This is a genomic window from Pseudoalteromonas luteoviolacea (assembly GCF_018100925.1).
GTDB lineage: Bacteria > Pseudomonadota > Gammaproteobacteria > Enterobacterales > Alteromonadaceae > Pseudoalteromonas > Pseudoalteromonas obscura.
In genome coordinates this window covers 28,822-48,524 of record NZ_JAGJEH010000019.1, presented here as the reverse complement: position 1 = coordinate 48,524, position 19,703 = coordinate 28,822, and the positions used below count along the sequence as shown (strand labels likewise).

The window sequence follows — 19,703 nt, the reverse complement described above, 5'->3', positions numbered from 1 at the left end:
TTCATCACTCCTTAACCAGATTTTTAATTTGTCGTATTTTGAGGTGTACTCCCTTTTGTAATACGACGGTACACTTGGCCGCTGCCCCGACTTCAGCTACGGGCATTGTCTGTCTGGCCAATTCAATAAATAGTTTCTTCAAATCTTGCGTGGCATCTTTAAGCCCCCGGCCAAGTGCGCTCTGCCCAATTTTATCTGAGTCAAAGGTCTGAACCTGACCAGCGCCTGTGATATTGTTCTCTAGACTAGATAACGATATAGCCTCTCCAGCACCACCGAACATCCCCGCGACAAATGAACGAGTTACATGTTGTCCCATCTTCGTAACTATATTCGCAGGCAACCCCTTTTTACCGTCGCTGCCTACCACATATCCCAGCACCTCCTGATCAATCACTGCGGTGCCATCAGGTGACAAGCAACTTAGGTTAACAACTTGGCTTTCTACTCGCTCTTTTCCAAGTGAGCCATGTGCATTTGCCATCACAAAGCAGCCTGCTAGTTGTGCTTTAATATTGTTTGGTAGCACAGCGGGAGCTTGTACACGGATCATCAATGGCTCCGGGTTAGCCATCGCTCCCTCTGATGTATATGCTTCAATTCCGTGTAGCAGTTGAGCCTCCATAAACCCCGGAGCTAAATAGAAGCCATTTTCCTTTTTTTCATCATCTGCTTGTTCTTGTGGTTCGCCTGCATTGTGTCCGACACCGCCAATGATTTCAGCTTTCTCTTCAGGTAGCTGATTGTCGAAATTGGTGCCGTTATAGCCTGGAACAGACGGGTAACTTGTTTGTTCAGTTACCTGCACATCCTGATATGCACTGCCCTGCTGCTGTACTGACTCAATTGAATGCTCGGGCTCCAAATTTGAAGTTTTTAGTCGTGCAAGTTCTTCCTGAATTGCTGGCAATACTTCTTCTAGTCGCTCAAGTCTTCCATTCTGTTGACCGATCAGGCCATTTTGTTGTTCTAAATCCGTTTTTACTTTTTCCTGAATATCGTCCTTTAATAGGTCTTTACCCAAATTCAAATCTTCTTCAAGCAAAACGGTTTTTTCTTTACCTCGCTCTTCCGCTTCTCCAGAGCCGTAATACAGCACTGTAGAAAGTAAGAGAACGACAATCACTACACAGCCAGTTGTGCATTTTTGCTTTGTAGTTGAGTCCAATTCATCCCACTTTTTTCGCATCCAATTCATGGTCATCCACCTAATTTGTGTAGTCTTCGATTACAAAAATTCTTGCCGTTTGGCCCTTTTCAACGAGTAGAGGGTCAACAGTTATAGCTCTTATGCCTAGTGATATCTCAGGACGAATAAAGCGTTTTTCATCCAGGTATTGTTTCTGGTTACTCTTGATTAGATATTCTTTCAATCTCACCCCAATGCCATCGACTCGAATTGAGCGGATTAGGCGTATTTTTGCTCCTTTGATGAGATCAGATGTCCAGTTTTCCTCTATTGCCGTAACCTTGAAGTTAGGCGGTATCTCATTCTTAAGTGCTTTCAGTGTCAGGTATATACTTTGCCGCTCTTTGGGCATGCTACCCATCATTTCGAGATTCTTTTGGACGTTACTATCTAGACTTGAACCTAGGTAAATGACCTGTGCGGGAATATCGTCAGGAAGGGCAATAATGGTATATGCCTGTCCATTACAGATAAAATGAAACTCTGAGCGTTTGGTCACGTAACTCAGCTGACTACCACGCTTCATAATGGGAAACTTTATAAATCCATACTTACCGTTCAAGGGCACTTCTTGTACTTTATCGCTAGAGTAGAACACATCATTCATTTCACCGTTAGCACACACAATTCGATTAGTATCTGAGTTAGACAGTTTTACCTGTGTAATTACATCAGGTAAAACAGGTTTTGCTATCACTGGGGCAATAAAAACTGCACATATTGCCATTAAATATTTCAGTGTTTTCATTCTGAGACCTCCACACTTTGCTCCCTATTCACTTCTTTTAGATCCATCACCCAGAAGCGCCCTTCTTCAATTGTGTATGTCAATTTGTAACGCACACGATCCTTTTTAACGACGGTATCTCCTATCAACCTTTTTTTTGTAACATCAATCGTCACGACATCACCTTTAACCTTCATTGAGCTAGTGCCATTTAGTTCAACCAAAGAGGTGATATTTGGATAGCGCTCTATTTCTTTCGCTAAGGTGTTAAAGTGCTCCTGATACTGAGCAGTCTTAGAAGGATGAATGTAGCGTAACAGGTCATTGAGTTGGTCCCGTCCAGTTGCAGCAGTCAGGTTTCCAGCCAAAAACACAATGTGTCTAGCCATCCTATATAAGTAAGTGTCATTCGCGCTGTTGCTGGTCACTTCAAACTGATATGACTCATCTGGGGGGGTTATGATTGTAACCCGATCAGATAACGCGTAACTCAACATCACAGAATTAAATGCAGACCAAACGACCATGGAACCAAGCACAAAGCGAAGTAGTCTGTTTTCAGCAAAAATATTACTGGACTCTTGCATGAAGAAGCTAAGTCGCCCTCTGTCAGCTTTTGGAGTCTGATTATCCCTATCCTTCTTTTTTATATCAGACATGATTACTCCCTGAATGTTTTTGAAAGTGGTATGGGGTAGCCGTTGAGCTTGGCAAATCCAGCGCAGTACAGCGCATGACTGAAATAGCCCCGAGGTTGCTTACGTTTGTAAGGAATTATGATTGCCGGGCCAGCAATGAGCGTAAGCCACGCCAGACCACCGAATGTCATTGCGATCAAATAAAAAACGACCAAGATCACAACCTCATTTGTATCAAACCATAAAATCTGAATTGGTTTATGCAAATAACGCGGCATACGCTCTTTCATGTTTCCTCCTTAAACTATCATGCCCAGTGATTTGGTGATTGAGTCCGCTTTAATAACCGCTGTAGAAGCCAAAATGCCAAGGCCAGCAGCTTTCCAGTTACTACTAAGTTGCGTTGCTGATACAACAATACCAACCATGCCGCCAATAAAGCCTGGTGCACCTTTGAGGATCTTGTTTACGCCTACGTCATACATGTCATAGGCAAACGAACCAGCGGCTGGTGCTGTGATGGCATGCGCCGCTGGGATGGACATAATTAATAGTCCAACGGCACCAACCACCATTGTCGACTGGGGGTTGCTCTGTACAATCACATAGCCACGCATCATTGCTTGATTAAGTCGAGCTTTGAACTTCTTCATGCTTTTCATAACTTATCTCCTTTTACATATTTTTTGATTTCGGGCCTGAAGCCCAGTGTTAATTTCCCATTGATGATGAATGATGGGGTTCCCCGGACACCTGCAAGACGAGTAGCCTCAGCATGGACTTTCTGCATCTCCCTACCTTCAGGACAGTCCAGGTACTTACTTGGTTTTATACCCATATAGATATCTTGCATTGCTTTTTCTCTGTCAGAAGAACAGAGGATATGTACAACTTTTTGCCTTGAGGATTCAGATCCCCTCGTGTCAAAGAACACTGTTCTATTAATTAGTCCTCCTTCTTTTTGCATAAACCTTTCAAAACTTTTGCAATAACCGCACTCTGGATCTGTAAACTCAATCAGCTCTGTGATAGCTCCTTCCTTAACAATCTTGATGGACTTATCAACGGGGAGCTTACTTTCTAATGCGTTTGCATCAGCTTCTAGCGACTGTGCTGTAAGGCTTTGGCCTTCTTTGTTGAATACTTCCCCCATGAATAACAACTCTTTTTGTGGGTGGAAGTAGATGATCTGGCCTCCTGCGTTGATTTCGAAGAGCCCGTCAATTGGCCCTGGTTTAAAAGAAGAAAACTGCAAGTTTTTAAACGTGGACTGAAGTTGTTCTTGAGCTTCTTCTATTTCATTGGCCTGCGGTGCTTGCACAACTAGCAGTGCAGCTAATAACATTGGTAGTTTCATCACATTTCTCTCTTAAATAGCTTTCTAAGCAGGTTTTCATCAATCTGAATATTATTTCCCAGCTTCTTCAGCGCCTTGGCTTGTTCGAGTGAACTCACCGAGACCACAACAAATTGCCCCCCCTTTTGAATAACCACTTTTTCAGCGTCGGTGGTTAGGAAATAGCTAAATGGCCATGTGGTTAGGCTTTGTTGATTCTGGGCTTGCTCAGATGGGCTTAATTTAAGCTCTGTCCGGGCTCTGTTATTTGCGATGTCATAGGGAATGTACAGCTTTAACCCTATTGGCATTTTTCGGGGGTATAACACTGTTTCCCCGGAAGCCTTTTTTATCTCAGGCCAGCGGAAAGGATCTTTAAGGTATTTTTCTGATAGGCTCCATAACGTGTCACCTTTCACAACTGTATACTCAAGTGCACTGACCTTTTGTCCTAACATGGTTAGAATCACCAAAGCAATTTTAAGCTTGTGCATCATTTTCATGTGTATGTTTTCCTACATTGGGGGCGCAAATTTTTTTACTTGCCTTTAGCTTTTAACAGTGCGAGAACTGCATTCAACAACAGGCTGTTCTGAGATGTATTTTGTTTACTCGCACAACTTTTTAGCTTTTCACTGGTGCTTTCAGAGATCCTTACTGTTCTTAAGCGAGATGAGCCTTTCGCAGACAGAAATCTAGCTTCCTTTCCTTCTAATTTTGCAAGAAAATTATCTACGGCATTTCCCAAAACGCTCTCAACCGTTTGATCTCTATCGTTACATAATTCCAATAATGCTTGGTGTTCCGTATCCGTTAGCTTTATTTGTTTAGTTTTACTCGTCATCATGTTCCTTGTGTGTATTTAAACATACACAGTGTATAAAAACATACACTTTAAAGGTGTGCAAGTAATTTCTTTCTAAAGGAGAGAATTGAATGAGGGGGACTAGACTTTTATACAGTTATTTCTAACAAGCCCATCTACACAAGCGGTGAATATTAGGCGATTAATGCGTGTATCGTGCTGATTACAAAAGTTTTCAGCTTTTGAATAAGCTTCTGGACCTAACCACATAGAGCGGGGTTTGCTGTTTTTAGGCGATGCATAAAACAGTAGGTGCTTATTTGGCTGCTTATCATAACCTTTTCTTTTTGTGATATAGTGATTAATGAAAGTTTCAACGAGTAATCGAAGGTCACACTCATTTGCTGCTGCCAGAGCTTTTAGTGAGTTAAAGCACCAATCGGGCATAGGGACTTGGACAAACTGTCGTTCTTGAATAGTAGACATACTTTGTTAATATCAGCGGTTAATTTCGTAATTTGCACCACATTAGCACAAAAATAATTTTTTTTCTCACCTCAGCATACTAGGAGCATAAGGAATGGGACATCTTAACTTTTATGAAAACGGGTTAATTATCAAGCCTTCAGGCTTATTAATCGAAACAAACTTGCCTGGTTTGCATTCTGTTAAGCTAGATGATGAGGCGGCACACTCGATTTCAACACTGGTGTTGTCAATTTTTCACGCAGACATCTCATGTGAAGATAGTGTTGTTGAAGAATTTAAGTCGGAATTGGTCATGCCATTAATTGATGAGGGTGGACAAATTCCTGTCCAAACTATTCAGGATTTTCTCCACTTTAGAGGTTTTCGTTCGGATACAACCGCTTACCTTCCTAAAGTTAATTTCAAGTAAGTTTTGTTGGGCACTGCTTTTTTAGTGATAGTGGATCTGTACCCGTTCTTACAAGACTACTTCCATTGTCACCTACCGAACATGGAGTATTAAACGGTATTATTATTCATCTCCATCTTTTAACTGGTTTATAAACCTCTCTTTGTCTTGTGTAGATACACCTTTTAGAAGCTGTTTTAAGTACTGTATAGTCATGGGGTTGAATAGGAGGTAATTTGAAGGGTTACGAAAGTCACTATTTCTTTTTTTTAAATACTTTGATACGCAGTCTTCATAGGCCCCTCGTGCTGGACGACAAACTTCTTGCTCCCAGTTACTCACAGTTTGATGAGATACATTAAGAAAATTCGCAAAACTTCGCTGGCTCATACCTAACGAAAGCCTCATATATTTGATATTTTCTCCACTATATCGTGAATTAATCAAATCGAAGTCAGATCTTAGGTCTATATCATTTTGTTTACTTTCAGTCATAATCCTTTGTCGCTAGTCCCTGAAATACCTATAAGAGATAAAAGTGTTGTCAATTCTTTTCCCTAGCGTTAATGATTGTGTCTATTTTTATATTTATTGTCAAAGACATTTGACAGGCTTATTGATACGGTACAGCAATAAACGGATCTTTAGTATTGTGTAAACTCATATGACTAATAATGTTCTTGATATGCTCATAAAACAATCTGTTCGAGCATTTGCAAATTATCACTACGGAATAAATACCAGAATAGATGCTTGGCGCTATGATCATCGCGTTAGTGCCTATATGCACCCCTTAATTCCAAAGCAGGTTTGTTGCGAACTAACACTCTTAGCTAGAGAGAGTATGAACTCACCGGCGATTTGCGACCTAGCATCGTAATAGTTACTGAAATACAATCAGATCTTTTTGTATTGCATTTTATATGTTTTGTTGATCATTTTCTGGTGATCGTTTATTGTTATACGATTCGAGAAATTTATTTAGGTCAGCGTATGATCAACAGCCAAAAATTAGAATGCCTTGTGCAAACAGGGGTTGTTGAATCAGCAGAGCTGGTTCTGACTGCTGAAGGATTCACGTTAGAGGTGTCCTTGCCGAGTGATGATACAGAAAAGCATAAGCTTTATACGCATAGAAACGATGTCAGGACTTTTAAGTCATTAGACTCAGCGTACAAGACGGCAGTGAAAATAGGATTTAAAGAGGTAATACTAAAGATTACTTAATTTGTAGAACTTAAAAAAATAAAGCTGGAAATACCCCGAAGCGACCAAACTCTAGTGTATTTTCCAGCCCGATAGCGCCTACTATGGCTAGCAGACTAAATTCTTTGTCGGTTTCAGAATCTGTAACCGACAATTAGAATATTAGCGTTGTTAGTATTGTGGGTCAAGTACTCTTTTGTGTTTTTTATAGTAAACACATAAAGTAATGGACAACACATAAAACAATGAACTACGCAGCTCAGAGCTTACCTATTGAGCACAATCTTAGAGGCTTTTACCAGCTACTAGGGTTTGGCAATGAGAAAAATTGTCGATATGCATGGGTAAGACGCCAAAAATCAAAAAACAAATGGATCCCGCTTGGTGTAAATAAAAGCGGAAAAACAGCTCTTTCATCACCAAAAGACGTTTTCAGCTCTGTTGCAACCACATCAATTGAGACGTTTAAAAATACTGACTTTTATATATCCCCCAATGAGTTTTTTGATTGGAGGTGTCAAAAACAACTTGCTAGGCTCCATGCTAACTACATTGAGATAGATACAAATAATCACCAAGTTTTAGATGATGAACAAGCTGAAACTGTGTGTAACGAAGTATTGAGTCAAATTCAAAATCAAGACATACCAATGCCCAACGCCATTGTTAAAAGTGGATCCGGTGGATTACATTTGTATTGGGTTTATGAAGCTGTTGAAGCGTATGCCTGGCGGCAAAGTGTATGGAAGGAATTCGCAGATACTGTTCGGAATAAACTTGGCAACGGTGAATTATGGCATGTTGACTACAAGGCCACTATAGATCCATCTCGTCTTCTGCGACTCCCTGGCAGCTCTCACTCTCAATCAAAGCGAACAGTAAAAGCATATATCTTGACGCCAGAAAGATTTTCGTTTGATGAATTAATGCATTCAGTAGGAATAAATCCAGAACGGCCTAGTTACCTAAAACCAATACCCACAAAAACAAAAAAAGTAGAGACAACTGCATTTAAGCAGGAACGCGTCGCTCGAGGTAAACGTAGTAAGCACAATATCAAAGAATGGTGGCTCAAAATTTACTGGGAGGTGGTCAAACATGCACGCGCACAAGGTGTAAAAAAAGGGCAACGTGACAGTGCTGCATTTATATTATTCGTTTCATTGCTACATATAAAGCCGAACGCTGATGAAGCACTTGAAGATATAAAATCCCTCAATAATGAAATAATTGGGTTAGACGAAGATGAGCTTTGTTCATACCTATCAACAGCGATAAAAAAGAAGTATCGCTACAGGAAATCTACCCTCGCAACCTACTTAGAACAGTCTCTTTCCATGAATACAGCTTTTTTATACGAGCTTGCAATAAAGGTGCGCTTAACACCTGAGCAAGTATCGGAAAGACGCTCTATTGGTGCAAAGATGACAGCTAAGGTCAAGCGAGAAAAAACTCTTCAGCGCCTCAAATCAATACTTGCTTCTACAGCAAATATGACTTTAAAGCAGCTCTCAAAAGCAGCTGGGGTTAGTTTGAGTACAGTAAAACGTTATAAAAAGTTATTAACCGAAGATAGGGTCATTAGCTCCGTTTCTATATAGTGCGCCCCTTATTAATGAGCTCATTTGAACTGCGGTGTTTAAAGTATTATCTTTGATGTACGAATTTATACAGGGGGTTGGTATGCCAAGTGCTTCTTTAACATTAAACACTTTAAGAATGCTTAATGATTATTGTGATGTTCATAAAGTTAATTATGATCAAGCGATAAGTTACTTTTTAAATTATCACTCACAGGTTACAGATTCTGTAATTATTCCTCAAGATAGTTCTAGGCCGTTTTTTATAAGTGGTTTTTCCCCTAGTTCAGAGCAGGTATATATCTTATCTCTATTAAAAAAGGGTTCTTCGCTTATTTTGGATGGTGGAGCTGGTACATCAAAGACATCGTTATTGTCATCTTATGCTCAACAGTTACCTTCGTTTAAACAAGGTCTTGTATTTGTTTCGTCTAGTTCATTAAAGAAAATGGTAAGTGGTCGATTTCTTCGTAATATTCAAATTATTACACAGTTCAGTTTTTGCTATCAATTTTCTGGTGAGCGCTACCGTAATCGTATACAAAACTGGCTTAAACCTTCAGATATAGAACATATTTGTTCTATTAAAAGTGTTCATGGTGTTAGTCGAGATAAGTTTATTCGTTCTATCATTTCAACTCTAGATTCATTTTGTCTCAGTGAAGATGCGGTTCTTTCTAGTGAACACGTTAAACTTCCGCTTTATCTAAGAAAATCTATCAAGAACGATGTGAGTTCTTTGATACTTCGCTATTCTCAAGAGTATTGGGAGAATGTCTGTCATTGTTTAAATCTCTGTAAAGTTACTTATTCAATGTTAATGAAGCTATGGTTTTTATCGAGTCCTAAATTACATGCTGATATTATTTTTATCGACAATTATCAAGAGTTACATCCCCTACTTTTAAAAGTTATCCTTGCTCAAACAGGTCAGAAGGTTATCGTTGGCGATCCTCTTCAATCTCTCAAAATGTCATCTCTTTTTAAACTAAATAATGTTCCAGGTGTCGATTATATAGCTCTAAAAACAACATACCGTCATACGAAAAGAACAGTTGGCATTATTAATTATATCGCCGCTCATTTTTTGGATACCCCCATAGATTTAGTTTCTTATGAAAGTACTTCAGACCTTCAAACTGATTTAAAGCATAATCCTTTACAAAACGCTGTTATTTGTCACAACACTTCTGGTCTTGTACATGAAATCATTCACGCAATTAATTTAGATATGTCGTTTGCTGTTTTAGATGATCTTGAGCCTCTTCATCAATTTATCGAAGGCTTATACTCAATTAAGCAAAGAGGGACTACATCACATCAAGTATTAAGACGATTTTCAACTGAACAAGAAGTTTATGACTTTATTGAAACCTCTAGTGGTTATTCAATGCGCGAGTTTGCGTGTGTTACTAAAACTTACAGCCTTAATACATTACTCAAAGCAATTCAGTTTGCTATAAAACAAAGTAAAGACAACGCGGCCGTATTGATCGGAAGTGCAAAAGCAACAAAATTTATGGAGTTTGAAAATGTTCGTCTTTCTAGTGATTTTATTTCTAAAGAAGATGAGCAATTTAAGTACAATGATGGTGTTCTAATTTACATTGCAGCAACTCGAGCTAGGAGTGAACTGGATATTACGAATTGCTCTGCTCTTAAAAGTTATGTTCCTTTTTAGGGGAGTTAGCACACTCCAATTTTTCAATCAGAGCGTGCAATTGTAACTAAAGTCTTAATTCTAGTTCAGGATTATTCTTTACTTTCCGGATGACAAAGCCATCTACAGTCATAGTGAAGTATGTTATTGCCAACAATATAGACTGCCCCATTATTAGGTATGGATAACTGTTAAATATCAATACACTGTAATACGCCAGAGACTCATCTAAACCAACTAGCTCTGGATGGCGTACAATGTGTTCTGTAATCATCAGAAAATTCATAAAAATAGAAAACGAAAAAAAGAATATTATTGCTTTTTCTTGTTTCGCAGTATGGTTATTGCTAAACACACCAGAAATCGGTTTTGTTCCAAATACAGCGCCTGATATCTTAAGAATTCTTACCCTATAAGTTAGAAGTAGAATTACCAACAAATCCATCAAGCTATAATATAACTGATTATATATAAGATTGTATGGTATTGTTCTATATAAGAATATGTTTAAAATATAAACTGCTAATATCGATGTGGCTATGTATATTCTATGACCATCCTTCCTATTACATATAGCAATCAAAGATACTAAAAGAAAGTTAGTGAGAACCACCCAGTTACCATCTGCATTCAAAAAATTTATAATAACTTCCATATTTTATCTCATGGCTTTTTTTCAATTATTTTTAAATCGTATAGTGGCGGGAATATAGCGAATTGTGGTTCAGAACCTTGATTTCCTCCACTATTATTTGCGCCAACAACTTGTTTTAAAACTGATTTCTTCAAAATTAACTTTTTTTTATTAGATTGTTTCTTATTCATGATTGTCACCCTCATCAGAAATTTGTTTTATGAAGTCCTGTTTCTCATCATTATTTAGCTTTCTAAATGATGACCTTATGTAGGATAGAGTATGGGGGTTAAACAACATATTTTGAAGAGGTATTTTTTTATTGTTATGCCTTTTTTTTAAATAGTTTTGCACACACGCTCTATAGTGAGATTCTGAAGGTGTCGTGGATCCTGACTCCCAGTTTGCCACTGTTTGGTGAGATATTGTGGCAACTTCTTTCGCAAATTGTCTCAATGTCATGCCTAAAGACAATCGCATATATTGAACGTTAGCGGGATCAAATGGGCTTTGTAACAGGTCAATGTCACTTTTAAAAGCTTTTGTATCTTTATCCGCTTGCATGGTTGTGCACAGTCCATTTTAAAATTTCATCATTAAATTACAAATTTAACATCTTGTATACGTTGTTTCAATGTTTCTTGACTATCTTTTGATGTCCGGTCTGTTAAATGTACAGGACATGTATAAGGAAAGGCTTTATAAGTGCATATTTAAAGTATCGCTTTGTTAATCTCTAGGTGTTAACGAATTTTTTCCATATGCACTTTAAATCTGCTTCTACTAATTTTTGGGCACCTTCTCATCATTTAGCCAAGAACCTAGTCTAATGATAGTGTTTTTTGGGTATACCTAAAGTAGACTCTAGTCAATTCAATGTTTTGCTAGTCCATTAAATGATAAATACCATGTATAATGAACTGAATTAAATAAACTATGTAAAATGGACTATTTCTTATATGAGTAAATTCCGTACATACGCCTACTTAAGAGCGTCGACAATTGAACAAGATAAAGCTCGTGCCAAAGGGGCATTAATTCAATTTGCAGATGAGCATAGTTTGAGCATTTCAGCGTTCTTTGCAGAAAATGAGTCCGGAGCAAAACTTGATCGGCCTGAACTTTTTAGGTTGCTTGAGATAGCTCAAAAAGGCGATATTCTCCTGGTGGAGCAAATAGATCGTATATCGAGGTTAAAAGATGATGATTGGTACTCACTCAAGTCTATTATAAAAGATAAGGGATTAAGGGTTGTCTCACTAGACTTACCAACTAGTCACCAATTTGCAGTAGTTAATGATGAATTTACGGAACGTATGCTATCGGCCATCAATGATCTCATGCTTGATATGCTAGCCGCCATTGCAAGAAAAGACTATGAAGATCGCAGAAGACGCCAAAAAGAAGGTATAAATAAAGCTAAATCTGAAGGGCGTTACCGTGGTCGACCAGTAGACTTGGAATTACGGAAAAAAATTGAGGGAATGTTGATAGACAATAAATCGTATGACTACATTCAGCATATATTAGGCTGTTCACGCACTACCATTTCAAAAGTGTCTAAGCTATTAAAAAACGGTAGCTAGGCTGAAATGTATGTAAATGTGTATGAAAAAACGACTGTACACACTCTAAAACGTAGAGAATTGCGATAAACAGGCCTATTGTGTAGTAATTTACGACTGTTTTTGCTCTAAAGTGTAGAGAATTACTTCTACATTCATTAATCAGTCGTAAAAGTCTACATGATAACGCGCAAAAACCTCTACTTCTCGTATTTTTCTACATGTTATCATGCCTGCTCTTTTTATATTTTTTGTTATCGAAAAATGAGAAAATAAAAGAATATCATACTGTTACTTTCTATATCTCACTATTCCAAAGTAGCCGCCTTTAAAACTCCCTGATCCGTCACTTTTTTACAAAAAATTTCAACCTGATTGAAAATAGGTTTGGCATTTTTATCAAATGAGTGAAGTTCTATAATGTAATATAAATTATGTAAGATATTTTCAGCTTGGCTAGCATCAAGTTGCTCTTGTTCATCTAACCATTTCAAGGTGTTAACTATAAGCTTTTCTATGGGGCGTATAACTTCTTCTATATCCCCCTCGATTTGCCCTTGATCGATAAGCCGACGTCTGAATTCATAGCTATCTTTCAATACATCTAACTGTGTATAAAGAGATCGAAATAGTAATAACGCTTCTTTGACAAACTCAATATTTACTAACGCATATTGGTTGCTCTCCCTGTATAAGTAGTAAACACTTCTTAATTGCTCAATTAAGTCTTCGTTAGCTCGAATCTGCTCGCTTTTAAAAAGCTTAGAAATGTAATGTTTAAATATCATGCAAAACTCCTTTTATGTGTTTATTCTTGCTCGATAGATTTCAGCTGCTTTGTTGCGGCCCAACTCAGATAAGCTCCACGCTAGTTTGAGAGAGTGTGAGCGATATTTATCTATCATTTTGTGCTCACTTAATTTATGACATGAAGCCCTAAAATTAGTATCAAAAACGTCCGATGTTCTGCTCTTATTTATCATATTCCAAACGACTACGCTTGGTACTGGCTTAGAGTTTCCTTTTTGCTCAATTGCATATAGTATGAACAATACATCTTTTTGAATTGCACTCAACCTCATTTCTTCATCCTTATTCATTTCTCACATGATTAAGCACTTGTTCATAAATCAATTCCTTAAACTTTATTTTTTTGCTTTAGCACATTCGAACGAAACTGGGCTGCATGAGTTGATCTCGGTTTGCTGTAGTCAATATCCGCTATAGCCATTTCGATATCAACGCCATCAAGCTCACCTGTTGATGACATTTTATCCATTGCTTTAGCTACCGGGTACTTAGCATAATACAGTCCACCACCCTCTTCCCATTTTAAAACTCGGAAAGCAAAGATAACCCCAATGCAAATCACTAATAGCTTGATTAATATCATATTTAATTCCTTATCATTTTTTGGTTTATGTGAACTCAAAGAAGTGTAACTATCTATAGGTACTGCAAATTTTCATAGGTTTTCATTGGCTTTTTTGTCATTGTTATTTTTCAATATGAAATAGTTTGCAGCAAAAAAACAAGCTATTGATACGATAGTTGGAAATGCTTTCACGCCTGGGTTAAACCAACTACGTAACATGTTAGATACATCTATATCTTCTGGAATAGCAAACATCCCAAGCTGCCAAAACCATAGGCTGAAAAATGACATAATAAAAATTGATGCTATTTTAATATTTGAACTCATCCTTGCCTCTTATTCATGTGCCACATGATTAAAGTTAAATGGTTACGGGTATATGGCCTAAAGCCATTTTTGTGCTCATGACAACTGCTACAAGATTCAACTAGAGCTGTATGGCCAGCTCGCTAAAATGTTCTCAGCTTTAAAAACTTACCATGACAAACTGCAAAGCTATAAGGTAGCCAATAAGATCAAAGGATATTAAAACTATATAATCAGGGTTAAATCCTGTTCTGGAAAAAACTATTTTAAAGGGCACCATAAAAAGAGCTACTGTTATTAGAAAGGATGAAATCCATTCAAATGCAATGTTAATAACGTCAATGCCGACATTTAGAAACATCCACATATTCAAGCCTCCTAGTAATGCTACATACCTTAAATTAGATTGGCTTAAGAGTGGGAATGTATGAAATATTATTTCATCTTTACTGAAGTAAAATAACGAGTTTGTATCTTTAAACCACCTATGTTGTATGTATTTTTTAGGTACTATTTCGTGTAACCCCAATTGCCAGGGGAAAGCAAAACAATTAGGCAGCACTTGTTTCAATAACTGGGTTATTAAAACGATTGAAAAGGTTGCAAAAAATGCTGTATGTAAGTCCATTTTTTTCCTACTATGTTGAGATAGCTCAAAATATTAGGTGTGCTTATAAAGAGCACTTCTAATACACTTATTTGTACCTTTATTTAGTCTTTCAAAGGAAACTCTATACAGTCAAAATCTTTTCCAAAGATAGCTTTCAATTGAACTAATGCACTTACAGTGCATTCAGTTTTAGCTGATTCGTAATTTGATATCGTTGCTTGATCAACTTTTAACTTCTTTGCGAGAGTTGCTTGTGTCCAATTCTTTTCTTTCCTGACTCGACGAATAGTTTTTGCTACGAGATTATTGTAAATCTGATAATTCATATTAATTATATCCTGTGTATGTTTTTGTACACTATATCATTCTAATTGAAGGTTTCAATGTATTTTTTCATACATTAATAATTAAATTAAACATTGGGTATTAACAGCTTTCAGTAGTTACTGATTCTGTAACTTATTGCATCACTTCTAGCTAAGAAGAGCTGTGAATATTTACCTTTAACTTCGTAAATTTCTATAACTGAAAAGGCCGTGGAAATGGGTGGGTCATGGCGTGAAGTGGTTACCTATATCGTCATAGATAAATCGAAAAAACCAAAAAAAAATCAATTTTTTTGCTTGACAAAGTATAAAATAAAACTCGTTAAATTTCAATGGCTTGAAAAAAACTTGTTTTTTAACCCCACTATTTTTAAGCAAAAATCCATTTTCCTGACTAATCTATAATTGGGGGCTCCAAAATTTTATGTGCGTGCGCTCCCCCAAGACAAGGGGGGAAAATGTCTAATATTTTACTGATTATTTTAATTATAATTGCTTTTTGGTCGGTTGTTTTTATCTTTTTGACTTGCTTAAACAGAGTGTATCCGGATGCAAAAACAGCTGGTAAGGAATTAGCTTTAGTTTGCACTCTACTCAAGATTTTAATTAGTGCATTGATCGTGAATTTCTTATTTACCTCTGGCATCACAATTGAATTTTTAGAGTCGGTTTTCAATGCTATACGATAGTTATTTTTTATTGTGTTTTTGCTTGAACAATTAGAAATAGCTATCTGGGTTCTAAAAAGTGCCTTGGCTTCATAAATAGTTGAGGTTTAGTGGACACAAAGCTGAAATTAAGGTGAATAGATTTGAGTACACTAGATTCCATAAACGTATCAGGCCATTACAAACATGAAACATAAAATTGTTTTAAAACCCGTACATGCTCTCCATCTTGTAATAGAGCTATGCCATCAAACCCGATGTTTGATGGCTCCGAGTATTTGGCCAGTACTTTATGATCAAGTGCTGTGTTCAATCTTCTCAATCATATCTGATTCAGTTGCTTCTGCTCCCTGCTCTGTAAATCCAGCCTCAAAGCCGCATCCGTTGCAAGTCATAAGGAGCAATTTCATATTCCCACTAAAACTGTGATCGACAGAACCGCACTCAGGGCAAGAAAAGATGTTCTCATCGCTTTGTGAAGACGAGAACCGCTGCGAGATAACATTTTCCCACAGTGACATGGGACACTCTGAAAACCCCACCTCTGGCCAATCTGGACACAATACTTCATAGAATGTATTGGTCAACTGACAATAAGATGTGTCCCTGTTCCATTTATAGTTTTTAACATCCCACTCTTCCATTAAAGCGCGACTCTTTAAATTAAGTAGCCTATTGGGGATTGTATTAACAGCGTGGTTTTTGTTTTTCGCTCCCGTTAAATAGAAGTCTTGCGCTTTTCTAGCAGATAGAAAACAAAAATAGCATCCCTGAGCGACAGAGAAGTGATTCAAAATTTCTTTGAGTGAAAGTTTTGTTTTTTCAGGAGGGGGTGGGAGCCTGAGCGCTTCAAGCTGCTCAGTTATATATCTTTCAAGTTCTGTTACCGCCAGCTCAAAGATAAAATGTTTGATGTCATTTTTGTATACCTCACTCGGTGTTGCTGATAAATCTGCAAGTAGCGCTTCGTATAACTCTTCCAGTGTAAGCCGGTTTCCTTTTGAGTCAGCAATATTGATAACCCAACTTACCGCAGTATGATAAAAACCCATACGTTCGCTCGAGCCAAAGAATGCACCCAGCCGTGAATCAGGATTTACCAATAAGATCTGTTTTTTATGGAGTGATAGTATGATTTCATCGTCCATTTTATCCGTTGGAGAGAATCGAATATAGTATGATGACAATGGAAGCAGAACATTATTGCAAATCTCTTCTTGCATCTGACAAAGCGCTAGCAGAAAGCACTTATCCATAAAATTCAGAGATGAGTATGGATAGCTACTATATTGCTCTAACGCAAATTGCTGTTTTATCAGGTTTATTGTTTCTTGCTCTTCACGCGCTTTCTTATCCAATCTTTCCTGAGTACAAGCAGCACAAGTACAGGTATTATAACTCTCTTCATAAAAGGGACGGATATGTTGACACTTGCTACAAAAGTAAGGATATGTTCTGTAACTTTTACTCGGCCTTGGTGCATACATAGGGATACTACAAGTGGGACAGATTACATCGTTTTGAATGATTGGTGGAAACACCTTATACAAATTCTGAGGGCTGCAAGTTAGCTTATATTCGGCAATGAGCGTTTGGTTTTTTTCTCCTGATATGTACTTATCATACAGTTCCTCGACCTGAGCATTGGTTAGGTGTTTTATTTCATCAGCTTTTGTAATTGACATATTTCTTTTCCATAAGTAGTCAGGTATTTAACCTGTTATACCCAGTTTTGAGATTCTTCTGAGAGTGCAACGCAGTGAACTTTGTTGAGCGATAGAACTCGTTGGCCAGGACTCGTTGTTACAGATTCTGGAAGCATATCTTCATAAACATAAAAAGACGCCTTCTGCCCAATATCATCGACCAATGTTTGCAAAGCCTCCTTATCAACAACGCATAATGAGGCTTGCGTATTTGACACTCCAATCACCATGCGTTTGCCAGAGACACCGACGCGACCTAAGTTGATGTAATCAAACTCCCCTGCCCTGTTCACGATATCTGAATAGTGAACTGTGTTAATCGTTCGGATCGCCATTTTGGCTTTAGAATATAAGCTATCCCACTCTTTCTCTGAAAAAATCGATTTGCTAATGAGCGTATAGTCTTCCTGAAAAGTCGACGTAAACGCATGCCAATTTGATAGCAATGGTTTCATAGTCTGCATTTTGATAACACAAGCAGCCTCTAATGGCTGCATATCGCCGATGGTGTGTGGGATCCGCTTCGTTGTGTACAATATATGATTATAGTTGGTCAGCAATGATATATTTCTCAGCAGTGATGTGACTTCACCCTCTCTGCTTCTATTCCCCATATTCATTTTGCAACTATCGAATAAGTCAAAATGATCGTTGTCATATTCAACCAGCAGTCCAAGATAACTTTTCCTCGATGCACCGGGAGCACCATCGATGGCAAATACATAAATGTTTCGAGCAAATTCACCCATGTCATACGCGTTACGCATGATCCTGATGAATTCATCTTTGGCACCGTAGGTCGTTGACGGCAATTTGTGTCGTACAACAGTTGAGCGTGTATTAGCTAAAATTAGCTCTACATGTGGAGTGTTCATTGTGTTTTCCTCTGGCGTTAGCCATTTAAGATTTCAACGAGTTGTGCGATTGAACTAAGCATTCAAAACGTACAATTCCACAGTAGCATAGCCAACAACACTATGTAAATCAGACAGCTAACTAGATAATTATGGTGTTTTTTATGTAAAAAAGGGCTGTATTGATGTGAGATCTCATAATTCGTGAAAATGACACCCTAGGTAGATTAAGGCATTGGCAAGGATTGTGAGAAACTATTGAGTGAACGTTTTCTCATGATCTTTGAAATAATCTAGGCTTATTCTCATCGTTCGCGATAACGTCTTAACACAGTGCAGTCTAAGCCTAACCAGTTACACATACTTGAAAAGCACAGCCCGGGCTAAAATTACCGATTCAACATGCTAGTATCCTATGTATTCGCACTGCATGTTTTTGGGTAGTGATTGTTTATGAACAACCATAGGGAAATCGGAATGAATGAAATAAAGCAATCTCTAATTTCTAAACTGTCGGATTATAATGGCTCAACCTACGACCTAGAAACTTTGTATGAGCGTTTAGAAATCGAGATAGCACTCGATGGACCAAACGCAAAATTGCGCTGCCAGCTTAAAGGCAATATTGGTAAGAATATTATAAATAAAAGACGAGTATTCGTTGGCGGGCCACAAGCAATTATTACGGATGCCTATGATGGCAAAATGTTTGTTGAGATAAACCCCAAAGAGCTTTTATTCTCTTTGTTCGAGCATGAACTGTGGCAGTCTGCAATGATACGCTATGTTTTTAGTCAAGTTGCTAGTCAGCCTATGACAATTGAGCGGTATACCGAGTTACTGTTAAACATCGTTGATGTCTCTGTATCAAGTGATTTGCTAGAACAATTGCTCCAACAAAATAGCTACCCAAGAGACCTAGGCCGAATAGGCTATACCATTTTAGGCTGGGATATACTAGCAGCACAAAAGAGCTGGAAGTCTGTAGATATTAACAAGTGCGGTAAAGAACTGACAATCACAAGTAAATACAATCACTTATAAAAGACTACCAGCCTCAAGCATAGACATATATTCGCTAAAGTTAGTTTCGGAATAATCAAACTAACTTTTCAAACGCCCTTCTTACAGATACAGAACTTAGTGCAAAACCTAAATATTTGCTTCTGAGTATGTTTTGGCAATGTAGTCAATGAAATATTCACTTCTGGAATATGACAACAAAGGGATAAACTGACTTTTTACTTCACTCCAACGCAAATAGACGGTTTAGCACATATTTGCTCTGCTTTAGATACATGAAACATGAGCTCGCAACACTGGAAGCGGAAACACCTCGTTATAAAATAAATTAAGCAATAAACATTGCTTTATGAAACCTTTACAGATAGTCTTTTTATGTCCTTTACGCGTTGGTTTTGTTTAATCAAAACTTGTCGGGCGTATCGCCAGGCAGAATTTTATTGAGGATATTAGGGAAAGCGACCGACCACTCGCCCTTTTGAACGAGTAACAGGCTCTCTGACTCGCCCACTCGAAGCGACTAATGAAAAATTTTTTCCATTAGTTTTTGGATCACGCAAATTAGCGTAATCTACTGTTTTTACAGACATAGTAACCCCTTACCAAAATGGTAATGAC

Annotated in this window: 27 protein-coding genes; 5 read left to right on the top strand and 22 right to left on the bottom strand. The window is 37.8% G+C overall.

What is annotated here, in order from left to right:
* Positions 1–4 precede the first annotated feature (4 nt).
* From J8M00_RS26145 to J8M00_RS26105, 9 genes are all read right to left on the bottom strand, one after another.
* Complete coding sequence (locus J8M00_RS26145) at positions 5–1,198, bottom strand: TraB/VirB10 family protein (RefSeq protein ID WP_211013328.1); 1,194 nt, start codon at positions 1,196–1,198, stop codon at positions 5–7.
* A 10-nt stretch (positions 1,199–1,208) separates the two neighbouring features.
* Entirely contained in the window at positions 1,209–1,937 is a 729-nt protein-coding gene (locus tag J8M00_RS26140; protein WP_211013327.1) for a TraK domain-containing protein, read from the bottom strand.
* Entirely contained in the window at positions 1,934–2,575 is a 642-nt protein-coding gene (locus tag J8M00_RS26135; RefSeq protein ID WP_211013326.1) for a TraE/TraK family type IV conjugative transfer system protein, read from the bottom strand. Before J8M00_RS26135 ends, J8M00_RS26140 begins: the two co-directional genes overlap by 4 nt.
* 2 nt (positions 2,576–2,577) lie before the next feature.
* Positions 2,578–2,844, bottom strand: coding sequence for a type IV conjugative transfer system protein TraL (locus J8M00_RS26130; protein WP_211013325.1), 267 nt, complete (start codon positions 2,842–2,844; stop codon positions 2,578–2,580).
* 9 nt (positions 2,845–2,853) lie between these two features.
* The gene (locus J8M00_RS26125) at positions 2,854–3,216 is read right to left on the bottom strand and encodes a hypothetical protein (RefSeq protein WP_211013324.1); all 363 of its coding nucleotides are present in this window, start codon (positions 3,214–3,216) and stop codon (positions 2,854–2,856) included.
* Positions 3,213–3,911, bottom strand: coding sequence for a DsbC family protein (locus J8M00_RS26120; RefSeq protein WP_247687580.1), 699 nt, complete (start codon positions 3,909–3,911; stop codon positions 3,213–3,215). The genes J8M00_RS26125 and J8M00_RS26120 overlap by 4 nt, the downstream gene beginning before the upstream one ends.
* Complete coding sequence (locus J8M00_RS26115; RefSeq protein WP_211013322.1) at positions 3,911–4,393, bottom strand: LysM peptidoglycan-binding domain-containing protein; 483 nt, start codon at positions 4,391–4,393, stop codon at positions 3,911–3,913. The genes J8M00_RS26120 and J8M00_RS26115 overlap by 1 nt, the downstream gene beginning before the upstream one ends.
* 35 nt (positions 4,394–4,428) lie before the next feature.
* On the bottom strand, positions 4,429–4,734 hold the full coding sequence (locus tag J8M00_RS26110; protein WP_211013321.1) for a hypothetical protein: 306 nt from the start codon (positions 4,732–4,734) through the stop codon (positions 4,429–4,431).
* A 102-nt stretch (positions 4,735–4,836) separates the two neighbouring features.
* Positions 4,837–5,181 (bottom strand): hypothetical protein, encoded by a 345-nt coding sequence (locus tag J8M00_RS26105; protein ID WP_211013320.1) that lies wholly within the window; start codon positions 5,179–5,181, stop codon positions 4,837–4,839.
* A 94-nt stretch (positions 5,182–5,275) separates the two neighbouring features.
* On the opposite strand from J8M00_RS26105, the gene J8M00_RS26100 reads away from it, so the two are divergent.
* Positions 5,276–5,593, top strand: a complete 318-nt coding sequence (locus J8M00_RS26100; RefSeq protein ID WP_211013319.1) for a hypothetical protein — start codon at positions 5,276–5,278, stop codon at positions 5,591–5,593.
* A gap of 102 nt (positions 5,594–5,695) precedes the next feature.
* On the opposite strand, the gene J8M00_RS26095 is transcribed toward J8M00_RS26100, so the two are convergent.
* Entirely contained in the window at positions 5,696–6,067 is a 372-nt protein-coding gene (locus J8M00_RS26095) for a helix-turn-helix domain-containing protein (protein WP_211013318.1), read from the bottom strand.
* Positions 6,068–7,023: 956 nt separating this feature from the next.
* Between J8M00_RS26095 and J8M00_RS26090 the strand changes: the two genes are divergently transcribed.
* Complete coding sequence (locus tag J8M00_RS26090) at positions 7,024–8,379, top strand: hypothetical protein (protein WP_211013317.1); 1,356 nt, start codon at positions 7,024–7,026, stop codon at positions 8,377–8,379.
* Between the two features lie 82 nt (positions 8,380–8,461).
* Positions 8,462–10,039 (top strand): hypothetical protein, encoded by a 1,578-nt coding sequence (locus tag J8M00_RS26085; RefSeq protein WP_211013316.1) that lies wholly within the window; start codon positions 8,462–8,464, stop codon positions 10,037–10,039.
* A gap of 46 nt (positions 10,040–10,085) precedes the next feature.
* Here J8M00_RS26085 and J8M00_RS26080 read toward each other — a convergent pair whose 3' ends face one another.
* Genes J8M00_RS26080 through J8M00_RS26070 form a run of 3 tightly spaced genes read right to left on the bottom strand, consistent with a single transcriptional unit; the run spans position 10,086 to position 11,216 of the window.
* Positions 10,086–10,673, bottom strand: a complete 588-nt coding sequence (locus J8M00_RS26080; protein WP_211013315.1) for a hypothetical protein — start codon at positions 10,671–10,673, stop codon at positions 10,086–10,088.
* An 8-nt stretch (positions 10,674–10,681) separates the two neighbouring features.
* The gene (locus tag J8M00_RS26075) at positions 10,682–10,843 is read right to left on the bottom strand and encodes a hypothetical protein (protein ID WP_211013314.1); all 162 of its coding nucleotides are present in this window, start codon (positions 10,841–10,843) and stop codon (positions 10,682–10,684) included.
* A complete protein-coding gene (locus J8M00_RS26070) occupies positions 10,836–11,216 on the bottom strand; it encodes a helix-turn-helix domain-containing protein (protein ID WP_211013313.1) in 381 nt (126 codons plus the stop codon). Before J8M00_RS26070 ends, J8M00_RS26075 begins: the two co-directional genes overlap by 8 nt.
* Before the next feature lie 395 nt (positions 11,217–11,611).
* Between J8M00_RS26070 and J8M00_RS26065 the strand changes: the two genes are divergently transcribed.
* On the top strand, positions 11,612–12,238 hold the full coding sequence (locus tag J8M00_RS26065; protein ID WP_211013312.1) for a recombinase family protein: 627 nt from the start codon (positions 11,612–11,614) through the stop codon (positions 12,236–12,238).
* Between the two features lie 287 nt (positions 12,239–12,525).
* On the opposite strand, the gene J8M00_RS26060 is transcribed toward J8M00_RS26065, so the two are convergent.
* The 8 genes from J8M00_RS26060 to J8M00_RS26025 form a co-directional block, all read right to left on the bottom strand.
* A complete protein-coding gene (locus tag J8M00_RS26060; RefSeq protein ID WP_211013311.1) occupies positions 12,526–13,005 on the bottom strand; it encodes a hypothetical protein in 480 nt (159 codons plus the stop codon).
* A gap of 12 nt (positions 13,006–13,017) precedes the next feature.
* Entirely contained in the window at positions 13,018–13,317 is a 300-nt protein-coding gene (locus J8M00_RS26055; RefSeq protein ID WP_348772572.1) for a chromosome segregation protein ParM, read from the bottom strand.
* A gap of 38 nt (positions 13,318–13,355) precedes the next feature.
* A complete protein-coding gene (locus J8M00_RS26050; RefSeq protein WP_211013310.1) occupies positions 13,356–13,610 on the bottom strand; it encodes a hypothetical protein in 255 nt (84 codons plus the stop codon).
* 72 nt (positions 13,611–13,682) lie between these two features.
* On the bottom strand, positions 13,683–13,919 hold the full coding sequence (locus J8M00_RS26045; RefSeq protein ID WP_211013309.1) for a hypothetical protein: 237 nt from the start codon (positions 13,917–13,919) through the stop codon (positions 13,683–13,685).
* Between the two features lie 139 nt (positions 13,920–14,058).
* Entirely contained in the window at positions 14,059–14,526 is a 468-nt protein-coding gene (locus tag J8M00_RS26040) for a hypothetical protein (RefSeq protein ID WP_211013308.1), read from the bottom strand.
* 83 nt (positions 14,527–14,609) lie between these two features.
* Positions 14,610–14,834, bottom strand: coding sequence for a helix-turn-helix transcriptional regulator (locus J8M00_RS26035; RefSeq protein ID WP_211013307.1), 225 nt, complete (start codon positions 14,832–14,834; stop codon positions 14,610–14,612).
* Between the two features lie 964 nt (positions 14,835–15,798).
* Complete coding sequence (locus tag J8M00_RS26030) at positions 15,799–17,187, bottom strand: hypothetical protein (RefSeq protein WP_211013306.1); 1,389 nt, start codon at positions 17,185–17,187, stop codon at positions 15,799–15,801.
* Positions 17,188–17,222: 35 nt separating this feature from the next.
* Entirely contained in the window at positions 17,223–18,083 is an 861-nt protein-coding gene (locus J8M00_RS26025) for a hypothetical protein (RefSeq protein ID WP_211013305.1), read from the bottom strand.
* A gap of 456 nt (positions 18,084–18,539) precedes the next feature.
* Here J8M00_RS26025 and J8M00_RS26020 point away from each other — a divergent pair, with 456 nt between their 5' ends.
* Positions 18,540–19,106, top strand: a complete 567-nt coding sequence (locus J8M00_RS26020) for a hypothetical protein (protein WP_211013304.1) — start codon at positions 18,540–18,542, stop codon at positions 19,104–19,106.
* 428 nt (positions 19,107–19,534) lie between these two features.
* On the opposite strand, the gene J8M00_RS26015 is transcribed toward J8M00_RS26020, so the two are convergent.
* Complete coding sequence (locus J8M00_RS26015; protein WP_211013303.1) at positions 19,535–19,675, bottom strand: hypothetical protein; 141 nt, start codon at positions 19,673–19,675, stop codon at positions 19,535–19,537.
* Positions 19,676–19,703 lie beyond the last annotated feature (28 nt).